Annotated in this window: 11 protein-coding genes; 7 read left to right on the top strand and 4 right to left on the bottom strand. The window is 69.1% G+C overall.

The genetic code is table 11. The features are described from left to right. The 3 genes from ABZW18_RS32460 to ABZW18_RS32450 all read left to right on the top strand — a co-directional run. A partial coding sequence (locus tag ABZW18_RS32460) for a thioesterase domain-containing protein (protein WP_356194556.1) occupies nucleotides 1-1677 on the top strand: 1677 nt, incomplete at its 5' end. Between the two features lie 133 nt (nucleotides 1678-1810). Continuing rightward, on the top strand, nucleotides 1811-2710 hold the full coding sequence (locus tag ABZW18_RS32455) for a proline iminopeptidase-family hydrolase (protein WP_356194554.1): 900 nt from the start codon (nucleotides 1811-1813) through the stop codon (nucleotides 2708-2710). An 86-nt stretch (nucleotides 2711-2796) separates the two neighbouring features. Then, nucleotides 2797-3756 (top strand): ACP S-malonyltransferase, encoded by a 960-nt coding sequence (locus ABZW18_RS32450; RefSeq protein WP_356194551.1) that lies wholly within the window; start codon nucleotides 2797-2799, stop codon nucleotides 3754-3756. Nucleotides 3757-3797: 41 nt separating this feature from the next. On the opposite strand, the gene ABZW18_RS32445 is transcribed toward ABZW18_RS32450, so the two are convergent. Further along, the gene (locus ABZW18_RS32445; RefSeq protein WP_356194548.1) at nucleotides 3798-4058 is read right to left on the bottom strand and encodes a phosphopantetheine-binding protein; all 261 of its coding nucleotides are present in this window, start codon (nucleotides 4056-4058) and stop codon (nucleotides 3798-3800) included. 139 nt (nucleotides 4059-4197) lie between these two features. Here ABZW18_RS32445 and ABZW18_RS32440 point away from each other — a divergent pair, with 139 nt between their 5' ends. Further along, nucleotides 4198-5766 (top strand): AMP-binding protein, encoded by a 1569-nt coding sequence (locus ABZW18_RS32440; RefSeq protein WP_356194545.1) that lies wholly within the window; start codon nucleotides 4198-4200, stop codon nucleotides 5764-5766. A 267-nt stretch (nucleotides 5767-6033) separates the two neighbouring features. Here ABZW18_RS32440 and ABZW18_RS32435 read toward each other — a convergent pair whose 3' ends face one another. The 3 genes from ABZW18_RS32435 to ABZW18_RS32425 form a co-directional block, all read right to left on the bottom strand. Further along, nucleotides 6034-7101, bottom strand: coding sequence for a hypothetical protein (locus ABZW18_RS32435; RefSeq protein WP_356194543.1), 1068 nt, complete (start codon nucleotides 7099-7101; stop codon nucleotides 6034-6036). A 316-nt stretch (nucleotides 7102-7417) separates the two neighbouring features. Next, nucleotides 7418-10102 (bottom strand): AAA family ATPase, encoded by a 2685-nt coding sequence (locus tag ABZW18_RS32430; RefSeq protein WP_356194541.1) that lies wholly within the window; start codon nucleotides 10100-10102, stop codon nucleotides 7418-7420. Nucleotides 10103-10253: 151 nt separating this feature from the next. After that, nucleotides 10254-11540: a sensor histidine kinase gene (locus tag ABZW18_RS32425; protein ID WP_356194538.1), complete on the bottom strand. Its 1287-nt coding sequence runs from the start codon at nucleotides 11538-11540 to the stop codon at nucleotides 10254-10256. Between the two features lie 246 nt (nucleotides 11541-11786). Between ABZW18_RS32425 and ABZW18_RS32420 the strand changes: the two genes are divergently transcribed. The 3 genes from ABZW18_RS32420 to ABZW18_RS32410 form a co-directional block, all read left to right on the top strand. After that, nucleotides 11787-12533 (top strand): ABC transporter ATP-binding protein, encoded by a 747-nt coding sequence (locus tag ABZW18_RS32420; RefSeq protein ID WP_356194535.1) that lies wholly within the window; start codon nucleotides 11787-11789, stop codon nucleotides 12531-12533. Nucleotides 12534-12656: 123 nt separating this feature from the next. Then, nucleotides 12657-13307 carry a response regulator transcription factor gene (locus ABZW18_RS32415; protein ID WP_356194533.1) on the top strand — a complete coding sequence of 217 codons (651 nt, stop codon included), beginning with the start codon at nucleotides 12657-12659 and terminating at the stop codon, nucleotides 13305-13307. 742 nt (nucleotides 13308-14049) lie between these two features. Further along, on the top strand, nucleotides 14050-14309 hold a 260-nt coding region (locus tag ABZW18_RS32410), incomplete at its 3' end, for a carboxyl transferase domain-containing protein (protein WP_356194559.1).

Raw genomic sequence — 14309 nt, 5'->3', positions numbered from 1 at the left:
GACCGGTCCGACCTCACCGCCTTCGTCACCTTCTCCTCCGCGGCTGGTGTGTTCGGCAATCCGGGTCAGGGGAGTTATGCGGCGGCGAATGCCTTTCTGGATGCTCTTGCGGTCCACCGCCGTGCCCAGGGCCTGCCGGCGCAGTCTCTTGCCTGGGGCCTGTGGGCCGACGAGGCCGCGGGCATGGCGGGCGAGTTGAGCGAGGCCGACCTGCAGCGCATGGCCCGCACCGGCGTCACGGCACTCACCGCGGACGAAGGCCTGGCCCTCTTCGACACCGCCACCACCCTCCCCAGCCCCGCCCTCATCCCCATCCACCTCGATGTGAAGGCTCTGGCGTCCGCCACCAGCGGCACCGGTGACCTCCCCGACCTCTTCCGCGCGCTGGTGCAGCCGCGCCCGGCCCGCCGCCCATCCTCCACCGCAGCCTTCTCCACCTCGGCCTCCTCCTCCGCGGCAGCCGACCTCCGCCATCGTCTGGACGCACTGGACAGCGACGCGGAGCGCGAACAAGCCCTGCTCGACATCGTCGTCGAACGCGCAGCCGTCGTCCTCGGGCACAGCAGCGCCGCCGCGATCGACCCCGAAAGGGACTTCCTGGAGGCGGGGTTCGATTCCCTCTCAGCGATGGAACTGCGCAGGGCGCTGCAGTCCGCTACCGGCCTGGCCCTGCCGTCGATGGTGGTCTTCGACCACAAGCACCCGGTAGGCCTCGCCCGTACGCTCCTGGAGGCGCACGCCGCACAGCCCGCCGCCGGGACGCTGTCCCGCGTGCACGGAGGCGGGCCGAGCGGCGCGGACGGCAGAGCCGGCGACCCCGCCGACACCGTCACCGGTCTGTTCCGGGAGGCCATTCGCGCGGGCCGGTCCACCCAGGCGTTCGGTCTGCTGCGGGCCGTGGCCGAGCTGCGGCCGACGTTCGGCTCGGTGGCCGAGCTGGACACTCTCCCGGCACCGGTCACCCTCGCGGACGGCCCAGGCCGGACCCGGATCATCTGCCTCAGTACGCCGATGGCCACGGGAGGTACGCATCAGCACGCGCGCTTCGCGGCGCACTTCAGGGATCTGCGTCGGGTATCCACCCTGCCGATCCCGGGCTTCACGCGCCATGACAGTCTCCCCGCCTCCGTCGACGCGCTGGTGGAGGCCCTGGCCCAGAGCGTGCTGGAGGCGTCCGAGGGCGAGCCGTATGTGCTGTTCGGCTACTCGTCCGGCGGCGTACTGGCGCACGCTACGGCCGTGCGGCTGGAACAGGCGGCGCGGGAACGGGGCACGCGGCGGCCCGACGGGGTGGTGCTCGTCGATACGTACCGGGTGACCGGTGAATCGGGCGGCGGCGTGCAGGCACAGGTCTTCGAGCAGATGTCGGCGGCCCTGGTCGACCGCGACGAGGAATTCGGGCTGTTCAACAGCACTGGGCTGTCGGCGATGAGCGCGTACTTCGACCTGCTGCCGGGGTTCGACCTCGCGAAGCCGGAGGCCCCGGTGCTGTTCGTCGGCGCCGACGAACCGTTCCTGGCGCCGGAGCAGGCGGCGGATGTCGGCGACGCCTGGCGGGCCGAGCCCTGGTTCACCCCGCACACCCACCGGTTGGTGCCGGCCACCCACTTCACCATCGTGGAGGAACAAGCGGAATCCACTGCTCGCCTGGTCGAGGACTGGATGGCCGGGCTGTGACGTGAGAGCAGTGACGGTTCCGGGTCACAGGGCGGCCCGAGTTTTGCAGAACAGGGGGTGGTAGGGGACGCCGCGCCGGGACCCCTTCGCCTACCGTCGGGATCAACTGCACAGCAGCACAGGAGTGGTTGACATGGCCGTGGCTCCCAGCCGCAAGGGAACCGTACCGTTCGGCGAGTACCGGACGTGGTATCGCGTCACCGGTGATCTGGACTCCGGGTGCCCCGCGCTGGTCGCCGTCCACGGCGGCCCCGGCAGCACTCACGACTATCTGCTGAACCTTGCGGAGCTGGCCGAGCGTACGGGCTGTCCGATCGTGCACTACGACCAGATCGGCAACGGCGGCTCGACCCATCTACCGGGCCGGGGCGCCGACTTCTGGACTGTCCAGCTCTTCCTCGACGAGCTGGACAACCTCATCCAGGCGCTCGGCATCGCGGACAATTACGCGCTGTACGGGCAGTCCTGGGGCGGTCTGCTGGCCGCCCGGCACGCCGGGGACCGGCCCACGGGGCTGCGCGGATTGGTCATCGCCAACGCGCCCGCGTCCTACCCGCTGTGGCTCCGGGAGATGGAGGTGCTGCGGGCCCAGCTGCCGCCGGGCGTCAACGAGACACTGCTGCGCCACGAGGCGGCCGGTACCACCGACAGCGACGAGTACTACGAAGCGATGACGCCCTTCTACGAGAAGCACGTCTGCCGGCTGAAGCCCTGGCCGCGCGACTACCAGGCGTCGTTCTACGAGGTGTACAACGACCCGACCGTCTACTTCACGATGAACGGCCCCAGCGAGTTCCATGTCATCGGCACGCTGCGCGACTGGTCCGTGGAGCCGCACCTGCCGGACATCGCCGTGCCGACCCTGCTCATCTCCGGGCGCCACGACGAGGCGACGCCGGCCACCGTACAGCCGTACCAGGACCTTATCCCGGACGTCCGCTGGGAGATCTTCGAGGAGTCCAGCCACCTCCCGCACCTGGAGGAGCCGGAGCTCTTCCAAGACGTCATGACCGCCTACCTCAAGAGTCTCTGAGCAAAGTCTCCGAGTCATGCGGCCTGCCTGGCCTCTGGGGTCTCTAGGGGTACATCCACCGGCCTCCGGAATTGATACTGGAAGTCATGGAGACCGAAAGCACCACCGCATTCGTTTTTCCCGGAATGGGGCCGACGGCATTTGCCGACGTGGCGAAATTCATGCTGATCAACCCCTTTGCCAGGGAGCTCGTAAGCGTTGCGGACGAGACGCTCGGCTATTCACTCATGGACCGGTTCCGTGACGCGGACGGCGACTATTCCGAATACGCGCAGGTCGCCTTCCTCGTGAACTGCCTGGCGCTGGCACAGTGGGGCCGGGCCACGCTCGAAGCCGACCCTGCCCTGTGCCTCGGGCCCAGCTTCGGGAACAAGGCCGCGGCCGTGTTCTCCGGCGCGCTGAGCGCCGAGGACGGCATCCGGCTCACCGCCGAGTTCGCCCGCTGCCTCGACGCGTACTTCGGCACGGAGCACACCGACCTCGTGACGCAGTCCTTCGCGCGGGTGCCGGCCGACCGGCTGCGCGAGCTGTGCGAGGAACTGGACGAGCAGGGCGAGTGGCACGACGTGACCTGTACCGTCGACCACGACTTCCACATGCTGACCCTCGCCGAGAGCCGGACCGAGTGGCTGCAGGGCAGGCTCCGCGCGATCGGCGGGCTGCCGCTCTACATCATGCGCCCGCCCATGCACTCCGCCGCCTTCGAGGGGCTGCGGCGCAAGGCGGCCGCCGAAGTCATCGACAAGCTGACGTTCGCCCAGCCGGACATGCCCGTCGTCTCCGACCACGACGGCTCGCTGCTGACCACGGGCGATGCCGTACGGAATCTGCTGCTCGACGGCTGCGTCCGGCGCGTGGACTGGCCCGCGGCGCTGGGCTCACTGAAGGAGCGGGGCGTGCGCAGGCTCGTGGTGACCGGGCAGGACGCGCTGTTCGGGAGGGTCGGCGCCGCGACGAAGAACTTCGAGGTGACCGGGGTCGATCCGAGGCTGGCCATGCGGCCGCGCCGCCGTGTCCCGGGTCCACGACAGGGCGCGACCGCCTGAGCCCGGGATCGGGGGCGGCCGCGCCGCGAGGGGCGCGCCGGTCAGCCGGCGGCGGCCGTGGACAGCTTCGAGATCGTCGCCCACAGGACCCCCGGGGTCGCGAAGGTGTCCATGGTCAGGGCATCGTCGACGAACCGCACCTGATAGAGGTCCTCGAGTGCGCCGAGGAGTTCGACCGTGCCGAGCGAATCCAGCCCCGCATCCCGCATGTTCATGTCTTCGGCCAGCGGCTCCTCCGCGTCGATGAACGGCAGAAACCTCCGGACCAGTTCCTCGAACTGCTCGTCCCACTTGGCGCTCATCACGGTCACCCTTTCCGCTGTGCTGCCGGCCGGAAGTCGGCAGCGGTCGCTGACACTCGGTTCTCCGACGGCGACGCTATTTCTCCGCAACAACACTGGAAACCCTTTTCGACCCCTATCTTCCGCAAAGCGAGGCAGCATGACCGGGAAGTCCAGGAACCCTCACACCGCGCTGTACTCCCGATTCCTGCGCGGCCTGTCCCTTTCTCCAGACCGTCCCGCGATACGGCTCGGCGCCGAGGTCATCACCTACCGGCGCGCCCATGAACTCGCCCTGCGGTGGGCCGGATCGCTGCTCGCCCACCGGCCCGTCGGCGAGCAGGCCGGCCCGCCCGTCGTAGGCGTACTGGCCGGCAAGGGCCTGCAGTCGTACGTGGGCATCCTCGCGGCGCTGTACGCGGGTGCCACGGTCGTGCCCCTCAACCCGGACTTCCCCGCGGCCCGCAATCAGCGGATGCTGCGGATCTCCGGTGCACAGGTGCTGCTCGCCGACGGACAGGGCCTGGCGGGGACCCAGGACCTCTTCGCAGAAGGCGGAGTGCCGCTGCCCGTGGTGGCGCCGGACGCCGACGGGCGGCTGGAGGACGGCGCAGAGCCGCTGACCGAGCCCTGCCCGGTGACCTGCTCCGACACCGCGTACATGCTCTTCACCTCGGGCTCGACGGGAGTTCCCAAGGGCGTCCCGATCAGCCACGGCAACACCCACCACTACTTCGAACTCATCAACCAGCAGTACGACTTCGGCCCGGACGACATCTTCACCCAGACCTTCGACCTCAACTTCGACTGCGGCATCTTCGACCTGTTCTGCGCATGGGGCGCGGGGGCGAGCATCGCGTACGTGCCGCCGCAGGCCTACCGGGACATGCCCGGCTTCCTCGCCGAGCGCGGCGTCACCGTGTGGTTCTCCACCCCGAGCGCCATCTCCCTCCTCCGCCGGATGGGCGGGCTCACCCCGGGGGCGCTGCCCACCCTGCGCTGGAGCTTCTTCGCCGGTGAGGCGCTGCGCTGCCAGGACGCCGCCGACTGGCAGACGGCCGCCCCGGCCTCCGCCCTGGCGAACATCTACGGTCCGACCGAGCTGACGGTCACCATCACCGGGCACCTCTGGCACTCCGAGAGCTCACCGGCGCGCAGCGTCAACGGACTCGTTCCGATCGGGCGAGTGCACGAGGGGCACGACCACCTGCTGGTGGACGAGGCGGACCGGCCCGTGGCCGACGAGGGCGAACTCCTGGTCACCGGACCGCAGATGACGCACGGCTACCTCGACCCGGCCGACAACGAGGGCCGCTTCGTCGAGCGGGACGGCCGCATCTGGTACCGCACTGGCGACCGGGTACGCCGCCTCGACGACGGCGAGCTGGTGTACCTCGGCCGGCTGGACGCCCAGGTCCAGGTGCAGGGCTGGCGCGTCGAACTCGCCGAGATCGAACATGCGCTGCGCGGCCAGGACGGCGTCGACGACGCGGTCACCGTCCCCCACCGGCCGGAGGGCGGCAGCACCGAACTCGTCGTCTTCTACACCGGCGCGAAGGTATCCCCCATGCTGCTCTCCCGCGCCCTGAGGGAGGTGCTGCCGCACGGCATGCTGCCCCGCCGCTACGAGCATCTGCGGGAGCTGCCATTGAACTCCAACCGCAAAGTGGACCGGTCCGCGCTGGCGCGTCGGGCCGCAGAACTCATGGCCCCCGCGGCGGTCCGCTGACGGCACAACCGCCGGCTTTCGGCCCCGGCAACCACGTGCTTCGGAGCCCGCGCGACGGTCCCGCGTCCTCCAAGGGGGGAGGCGGTGGACCAGCGGCGCTGGTCGACCACTGGCCGCTGGTGTGGCCGACCGACGCGCGGCGCTGCCGTACCACAAGTGCCGCGGGCCGTATACGACATGGGCATCGGGCACGCCCCGGAAACCCGGCTGCCCATGCTGAGCGAGCGTCAGCGTGACCGTGACGGTTGGGGTGCTTCCTGCACTCGCTCACTCACTTTCCTGCAGATCCACATGGCCGCTCATCGCGGCGTTGACTCCGGCCTGGAATCGGCTGACGGCGTTGAGCCCTTCGGTGAGCTCGGCGATGTGCCGCCGGCAGGTGCGTACCGACATGCCGAGCCTCCGGGCCACCATCTCGTCCTTGTAGCCGCGGCTCATCAGCCGGATTATCGAAAGCTTCACTTCGTCGGTGATGGGTTCCGGCTGGGTGGCATCCGGCAGGAACGGGGTGGCGCCGTGCCACTGGTACTCGAAGACCTTGCACATGAAGGCGACGAGATTCGGTTCCCGCACGACGATGGCGCTGCGCCCGGGCCCGTCGATTGCCTGTTCCGGTAGGAAAGCCACTTCCCTGTCGTAAACTATCAGGCGGTCTACCAGTTCATTCGTGGTGCGTATCTCTGCGCCTTTTGCGGTCACCTCGCGCACGTAGGAACTGGTGATGAGGTCGCCGCGTGCGGTGTGCTGGTAGAGGGTCTGCAGCCGCACTCCGCGGTCCAGCGTCTCCAGCATGGAGTCGCGCAGCGAGGCCAGCAGCGGGGCCGCCCCCTGGGCATCGTTGGGCTGGACCGTGAGTATCTCGAACTTCGCGTGCACGCGGTGCTCGTGAAGCAGGGCGCGGATGGCGTCCACATCGGTGATCAGGTCGAACGCTTCGGCGCGGTTGCGCTCGCGGCGGCCCTCGAAGTAGACCGGCATCAGCGACATCATCGTGCTGCGAATGTCCGTGACGGCCCGCTGGAGACTTCGGATGTGGTCCTCGGTGCAGCCGACGAGATCGGCCACCGCGGCTTCGGGGCTGGACGGAGCCAGCTGGCCGGGACTTCCCGGCATGGGCTGGAGCAGCCGCAGACGGGTCAGAATCTGCTCGATCCGAAGCGTTTCTTCGGATGTCAGATTCAATTCCTCGGCAATCTCCTTGCGGGTAAACCGGCCCGAGCGGACGGCCTGCCGGTAAGCGGATGCGCTCTCCTCGTCCAGCTCTCCGAACCGTAATCTGGAATCTTCGATTCCATGCAACTTTGATGGCCCCTTCTCTCGCGCAAAGACTGCCATGCAACTTTAAGCCATCGCGGAATCCTTGGGAAAGGATTGATCCCATGGGCAGGCTGTTGATGTGTCGTCCGGGGGATCCTGGGCGGCAGTTGACAGTAAATGGCCGGGGATATGCATCGATACGCGTGGATATCCAGTAGGTAAGGACTGTAAAGACATACGGGGGACAGTGTGTACGGAAATCGGCTGATGAAGACCACCTCGACGGGTGCGCTCCTCGCCGGAGTCCCGGACGACAAGTGGCCGGTGATACCCGGCAACTGAACTACGACGACAAGAAGCCCCCTCCCCCTGCTTGGGGAGGGGGCCTCTTCGTTCACACCAGTTCCAGCACACTCATCTGCAGGTCCGCGGGCAGGTCCTGGCGCCGCGTGATGCCCAGCTTGCGGTAGACCCTGGTCAGATGCTGCTCGACGGTGCTCACCGTGATGTAGAGCTTCATGGAGATTTCCCGGTTGGTGTAGCCGTGCGCGGCCAGGGCCGCCACCCGCCGCTCGGAGTCGCTCAGCTTGCCGGCGGCTGCCGTCCGGACGGTCTGCGGCTGCTTCGGGGTGCGCGGTTGCGCCCGGGAAGCCAGGCCCGGCAGGATCTCCTCGCGCAGCGCCTCGGCCCCGCAGGCGTGAGCCAGGCTCCAGGCACGCCGGGTCATCAGCCCGGCCTTGGTGTTGTCGCCCAGCGCCTGCGCCATCCGCCCGACGTCGGCCAGCGCACCGGCCAGTTCCAGCCGGTCCCCGGAGCGGCGCAGCTCCTCGACGGCCTCCTCCAGCAACGCGAGGGCCTGCCGGCCATCGGTGAACTGGGCGCGCAGCCGCAGTGAGATACCGCGCACCCACGGATTCCGGGCCTCGGGCGACGAGAGCTGCTGGAGCACCAGCCGCTTGGCCTGCTGGGGCTCACCCAGGCGGAGCAGGGCTCGGGCGGCATCGGTGCGCCACGGCAGGCACACGGGCGAGTCGAGCTGCCACTCCTTGGCCGCCCGGCCCAGCTCGAGGAAGTCGGCCAGTGCTGCGTCGAACTGACCTGTCATCAGCAGATGCAGGCCGCGCGCCCGCTGGTAGGCGAGCCCGTGCACACTGGCCAGCAGGTCCTCGGGCACGGGATGCTCCAGCTGTCGGGCCACCTCGGAATGGCGGCCCATGGCGGTGCGCGCCCGGATCAACACCGCTGCCGGGGCGCAGGCGTAGAAGCCGGTTCGGGGCTGAGGCAGCTGGTCCAAGGCCGCCAGCGCCTGTTGCTCGGCACCGGACAAGTCGCCCAGGTGCAGGAGAATTTCGGCGTGCAGGGTGGCGGAGGCCGCAGACCATCCCGGGGCGTTCTGACCCTTGGCCTCTGCGTGGAGCTTCTCGCACCACGGGACAGCCTGGTCCGGCCGGCCCGAGTGCAGGAGAGCCCGCACCGCCCGGATCAGCGCATGCAGCGTGCCGGAGGTGAGCGCCATGTTCTGCAGCAGCTGTTCGGCGTCCGCGGCGGCGGACTCGTCGGCCACCCCGGGCGTCGCCCACAAGACGGTCCGCGGAGGCCCGAAGGACGTCTGCGTCCGGTCCGCCTGCGGACGTTCGGAGAGACCGGCCGGCGGCTCGGGGACGGCCGGCGGCTCGGGGACGGCCGACAACGTCTCGGCGAGCCTGCCCTGCTCCATCAGTAGCTGGGTGAGCAGCGGGCGCGCCGCGGCGGGCAGCCTGCCGGCGTTCAGGGCCGCAAGCGGACCACGCAGCAGCCGCTCCGCCGCCGCCGGATCGAACCTCCACATGACCGCGGCGTGCCGAAGCGTGAGCTGCAGCCGCTGCGCCTCGTCGGGGCAGATCCGGCAGGCCAGCCGGAGCATGTCGGCCGCCTGCCGCGGATGGCCGTCGGCCAGCGCCAGATTGGCCTGCTCCTGCAGTACGTCGGCCGCCCACGGTACGTGCGACCAGGGGCGGGACCCGTTCTGAGACGCAGACAGATGGTGGGCCACGGCGGACGGGGCGAGACTCCCTGCGTGCAGCAGCACCGCAGCGTCGCGGTGCAGCCCGGTGCGCTCGTCGGGGCCCAGGCTGTCCAGGACGGCAGTCCGTACGGCCTCGTGGCGGAAGCGGAGTTCCCGCAGCAGGCCGCAGGACTCCAGTGCGGCCACGGCCTGCGCAGTCGTCGAGATCGACAGCCCGAGGAGCTCCGAGGCCAGTTCCGTGCTGGCCAGTTCCCCCAGAACGGCGAGAACTCCGGCGACGTCATGCGCTACCGGGCCGCTGCGCCGCAGGCATGCCGCGACGGCTTGGCTGAACAGTCCACCCTGAGCGGGGCGCGGCCCCACTGCGGCACTGTTCCGGTCGGCCGTCGTGTGGTGCTCGGTGAGCAGTGCCTTGAGAAGCAGGGCATTGCCTCCGGTGAGCACGTGGAAGGCGGCCGCCGCCCCGTCCCTCGGTGGATGCCCGCCGGGCGTGCACTCGGCGACCGCACGCTCCACGGCCTGCGCGTTCAGCAACCCGAGCCGGATGTGCTGCACATCCGGCCGGTGCAGCAACTCCGCACTGAGCGTGGTGTCCTGAGCGCTCTGATGGGGTAACAGAGACGCCAGCAACAACACCCGCGCCGACCCGAGATGGCGGGAGAGGAAGAGGAAGTGCTGCAGCGACGCGGCATCCATGTGATGCAGATCGTCGATGCAGCACACCAGAGGCGTACGCGAGCCGAGATCCCGCACCGCCCTGCAGAACATCAGCATGGCCTCGACCCGCGGCGGTTCCTGTGTCGGCAGCTGAAGTTCCGGCAGCCCCGCTGCGGCCGCGGCCTGCGTCAGCTGACGCATGACACCCAGCTGCACGGTGCGCTCGGACTCCGTCCCTACGGCGCGGAGCACCTCCCATCCCGAACCCATGGCGCGTTGCATGAAGGTGTCAAGGATCGAACTCTTGCCGACACCGGCCCCGCCTTGGACAAGCATGATGTGGCGGCGCCCGGCGCCCACAGCTGTCAGCGCCGAGTCGAAAAGTTTCAGTTCGTTGTTTCGGTCAATCAGATCCATCGGCACGCCGACCCCCGTCCAAGCAGGAAACATTTGTTCCCGTGTGCCGAGGTCAGTCTAGGGACGGGGGAGCATCAATCAGCTGGCCGAAAGCTGCACGACAACAAGTGCATGGAACGGGTGCTCGGGGCGCGTCCGACGGGGGCCGGACTCACTCGGCCGGGCGGGCCGGGGCGAGCCGGCACGGCATCTCCATGGTGACCATGGTGGGGCCACCGGGCGGGCTGCTGACCGCGAGCACCCCGTCGAAGGCGCTCAGCCGCCGCTCGACCCCCGCGAGGCCGGAGCCGTGCCCGATGCTCGCCCCGCCTTGGCCGTCGTCGCTGACGCTGATCCGCAGCATGCCGTCCCGGTGGTGGATGTCGACCCAAACCTGCTGGGCGTTCGAGTGCTTCGCCGCGTTCGTCAGTGCCTCGCTGGCTGCGAAGTAGGCTGCCGACTCCAGAGGCTCGTCGGCCCGCCCCGGCACATCGATGTCGACGTGGACGGTCATCGGCATCCGCAGCGCCAGTGCCCGTACCGCATCGCCCAGACCGCGCTCGGCCAGCACCGGCGGGTGGATGCCCCGCACCAGGTCCCGCAGCTCGGTGAGCGCTTCGGCGGACGTCTCGCGGGCCTGCGCCAGCAGCTTCTTTGCGTGGTCGGGGTCCTTGTCCATCAGCGCCTCGATCGTCCCGAAGCTCATCCCCATCGCGACCAGTCGGGCCTGCGCGCCGTCGTGCAGGTCCCGCTCGATGCGGCGCAGTTCGGCGGCGGAGGCGTCCAGGGCCTCGTGCCGGGTCTCGGTGAGCTGGTCGATCCGCTCGTTCAGCGCCACCTCGCGGGGCGGCGCCAACTGGCCGCGGCTGAGAAGGAAGTGGACGCGCAGCAGCTGCGGGTTGAGGACGCTGCACACGGCGAGCAGGCCCGCGCCGATCACCGCGGCGAGGAAGGCGGTGCCCCAGCCGGTGACCGGGACGAAGGTGTACCAGTTCTCACCACTGCCGTTGGCGAGCGGCTGCCACAGGCCGAAGGGCAAGAGGACGCCGTGGACGCCGTAGACGGTCAGCGCGGCGGGCAACAGGGCGGTGGTGAAGCCGACCGTCATGTCAAGGACGAGCCACCGCAGGTCGCGCCACGTCGCTGGGTCCTTCACCATCAGGCTGCAGCGCTCCATGATCCCGACGATGCCCGTGCGCATGTCGGAGGGGAACGGGCGGTACGGCGCGGGGACGCGCATACGGCCCCAGTCGGTGGTGAGCCGTCGGCGCAGATTGGCGTGTGCTCGTACCGCCGAGAGCACGAGCGGGGTGGTGAAGGCGCCGATGCCGACAGGGATCAGGGCGATGGACACAACCGACAGCACGACAAGCACGACCCCTCCCACCAATGAGGCGATGGCCAGCGCCAGTCCCTGTGCGGCCGTGAGCAAGGCGCCCAGAACCCTTGTCTTGTTCACCCGTTCCTCCTCGTGGGAACCGATTCTTCGAGTGCACGTCCAGTCTCGACGGCCAGAGTGTTCCTGACACTGGGGCAGGGGCCCGAATAGGGGGTGTATCTGGTGCCACCTCGGTGGGCGCCCTTTGCTTCCCGACTCCGGTACGCAACCGGCTGGGTACGCGACGGCCCCGTGCCTAGTGTCGTAAGCATCTGAAGCGGCCCAGTCCCGTGAGCCGCGTGGTTCCCCCACCACGATGGAGATCTCATGCTGAAGGCAGGCAGCACCGCCGCCGCACCGGCCCTGCAGCTGGAGGAGGTGCGCCGGGTCCACTCCGGCGGTTGCGACCGGGTGACAGCGCCGGCGGGCGTCACCCTCGGCTTCGAGCGAGGCACCTTCACAGCCCTGGTGGGCCCGTCCGGGTCCGGCAAGAGCATGCTGATGCACTGTGCCGCCGGCCTCGACCGGCCGGACTCCGGCCGAGTCGTCCTCGACGGCGTCTCCCTGGGCAGCAGGAGCGAGAGGGAGCTGGCGCTGCTGCGGCGCGGCCGGGTGGGCCTGATCTTCGGAGTCCACCGGCTGCAACAGGGCCTGACGGTCTACCAGAACATCGCCATGGCCCGGCGCATCGCTGGTCACCGCGCGGTGCCGCAGCAGGTCGACGCGGTGCTGCGCCGGCTCGGGCTCTGCGCTGTCCGGCACCGCCCGATGAGCGAGCTGTCGGACGGTGGGCGGCAACGCGTCACCGTGGCGCAGGCCCTGGTGAGCCACCCTGCGGTGATCCTCGCCGACGAGCCCACCGGAGCCCTCGACGCGCCGTCCGCGCGCCAGGTCCTCGAGCTGCTGCGCGGCTACGTCCGTGCCGCCCGGCGGACCGTTGTGATGGCCACGCACGACCCGGTCGCCGCTTCGTACGCGGACCGCGTGATCTTCCTCCGGGACGGTGCGGTCGAGGGCGAGGTTCACCGGCCGACCGCCCACGCGGTCGCCGAGCGGCTGAACGCACGTCCATGAACATTGAGCCACGACGCAGCCGGATCAGGCAGACGCGCGTTAACGGCGAGACGGTACTTTCAGTCGCGTACTCGCCGTCGGCAGTTCCGCGGGCGGCATTACCATAGCCACGATGGAGTTGCCTTGCGTGTTGTCGTCGCCGAAGATCTTTTCCTGCTGCGCGATGGCCTGGTGCGGATGCTGCAAGCGTACGACTTCGAGGTGGTCGCAGCCGTTGAGACCGGGCCCGAACTCACCCGCGCCTTCAAAGAGGTGGAGCTGGACGTCGCCGTGGTCGATGTCAGACTTCCGCCGTCCCAGACGGACGAGGGCCTGCAGTGCGCCCTCGCCGCCCGCCGTGCGCGGCCCGGCCTGCCGGTCCTGGTCCTCTCGCAGCATGTGGAGCACTTGTACGCCCGCGAGTTGATGGCCGACGGCAGTGGCGGCATCGGCTATCTCCTCAAGGACCGGGTGTTCCACGCCGATCAGTTCATCGAGGCAGTACGGCGGGTCGCCGCAGGTGGCGCCGCGATGGACCCGCAAGTCATCTCGCAGCTGATGTCGCTGAGTTCGACCGAGAGCTCGGTGAAAGGGCTGTCGCCCCGCGAGCTGGAAGTGCTGGAGCTGATGGCCGGCGGACGGTCCAACGCCGCTATCGCCGGGCAACTCTTCATCACCGAGCGGTCGGTCGCCAAACACACATCGAACATCTTCGGAAAACTGGGTCTGCCGCCGTCTGACGACGACAACCGCCGGGTGCTCGCGGTCCTCAAGTATCTGGACCGCGACCGGTGATGCGGATACCCACGGTCGCGCCCGAACCCGTGCCCACGGGGCAGGCGAATCCTGTCGTCCCGTCCAGCTTTTTTCGTAGGTCGTGAGCTGTTTTTCCGGAGATGAGGAGGCGCCTTCGTGGTGTTCGCGGCCGTACGGGACGCTGCGGCACCAACTCGCCGACACGATCGCATGGCCGCGGATCGCGGGCCGTATCGTGGCATGGGGGACGCCAGGGGAAAGCGGGAGATAGGCGCTGGCAGGACCGTCAGCGTGCGGAGAAATGCACCCATCGCCAACCCCTACGCACCCCTAATTGTGGCGCACCGTGAAATGGGGAGACAGTGGCCCCCTCCGTAAAGCTAGGGGTTCAGGTCCGCCATGTTTCTCGTCTAGCCTCACACGAGAGTCAGCTGCCTGCGCGACTAATCGTCACGTCCGGTGAACTGGTACCCCGTGGGAGATGAGAACTGTGGTTCGTCGTCGCTCGGAATTCTCCCTGAAGGCCGTGCGGGAAGGCTTTTCGCAGCCATGATGACGGAAGAGTTGGTGTCTCCGGTTAGTGCGGGCCCGGTGGTGGACGGCAATCGAATGGATCGGTTCCGTGGCTGCAGGCCGGCACGCGATGGTGAGCTGCTGACGGCAGCCATCTTGCTGCGGATCCGGCACGGTTCAGGCGGCGGCGCGACGGGGACCGCGCTCGGAGGAGCGTACGAACGGGGAACGGTTGGGTACCTCTCAAAGGCTCTCCCTCGTGGTTGAGTTGGCGACAGGACGGGAGGCCGCCGACGGGACGGGACCATCTCAGCCCGTGGCCGAGTTGCACGCGATCCGTGAGCAGGCCCGGCGTGGCCCCAGTGACCGGGCGACCGAGGCCCAGAGGGCCAAGGGCAAGCTGACGGTGCGCGAGCGTATCGATCTGCTGTTGGACGAGGGGTCGTTCAACGAGGTGGAGCCGCTGCGCCGGCACCGGGCGACCGGTTTCGGGCTGGAGGCGAAGAAGCCCTACACCGACGGGGTGAT

Source organism: Streptomyces sp. NPDC004647 (assembly GCF_040609575.1).
GTDB lineage: Bacteria > Actinomycetota > Actinomycetes > Streptomycetales > Streptomycetaceae > Streptomyces.
Note: the sequence above shows the minus strand (reverse complement) of the source record. Positions and strands in the feature narration are given on the sequence as shown.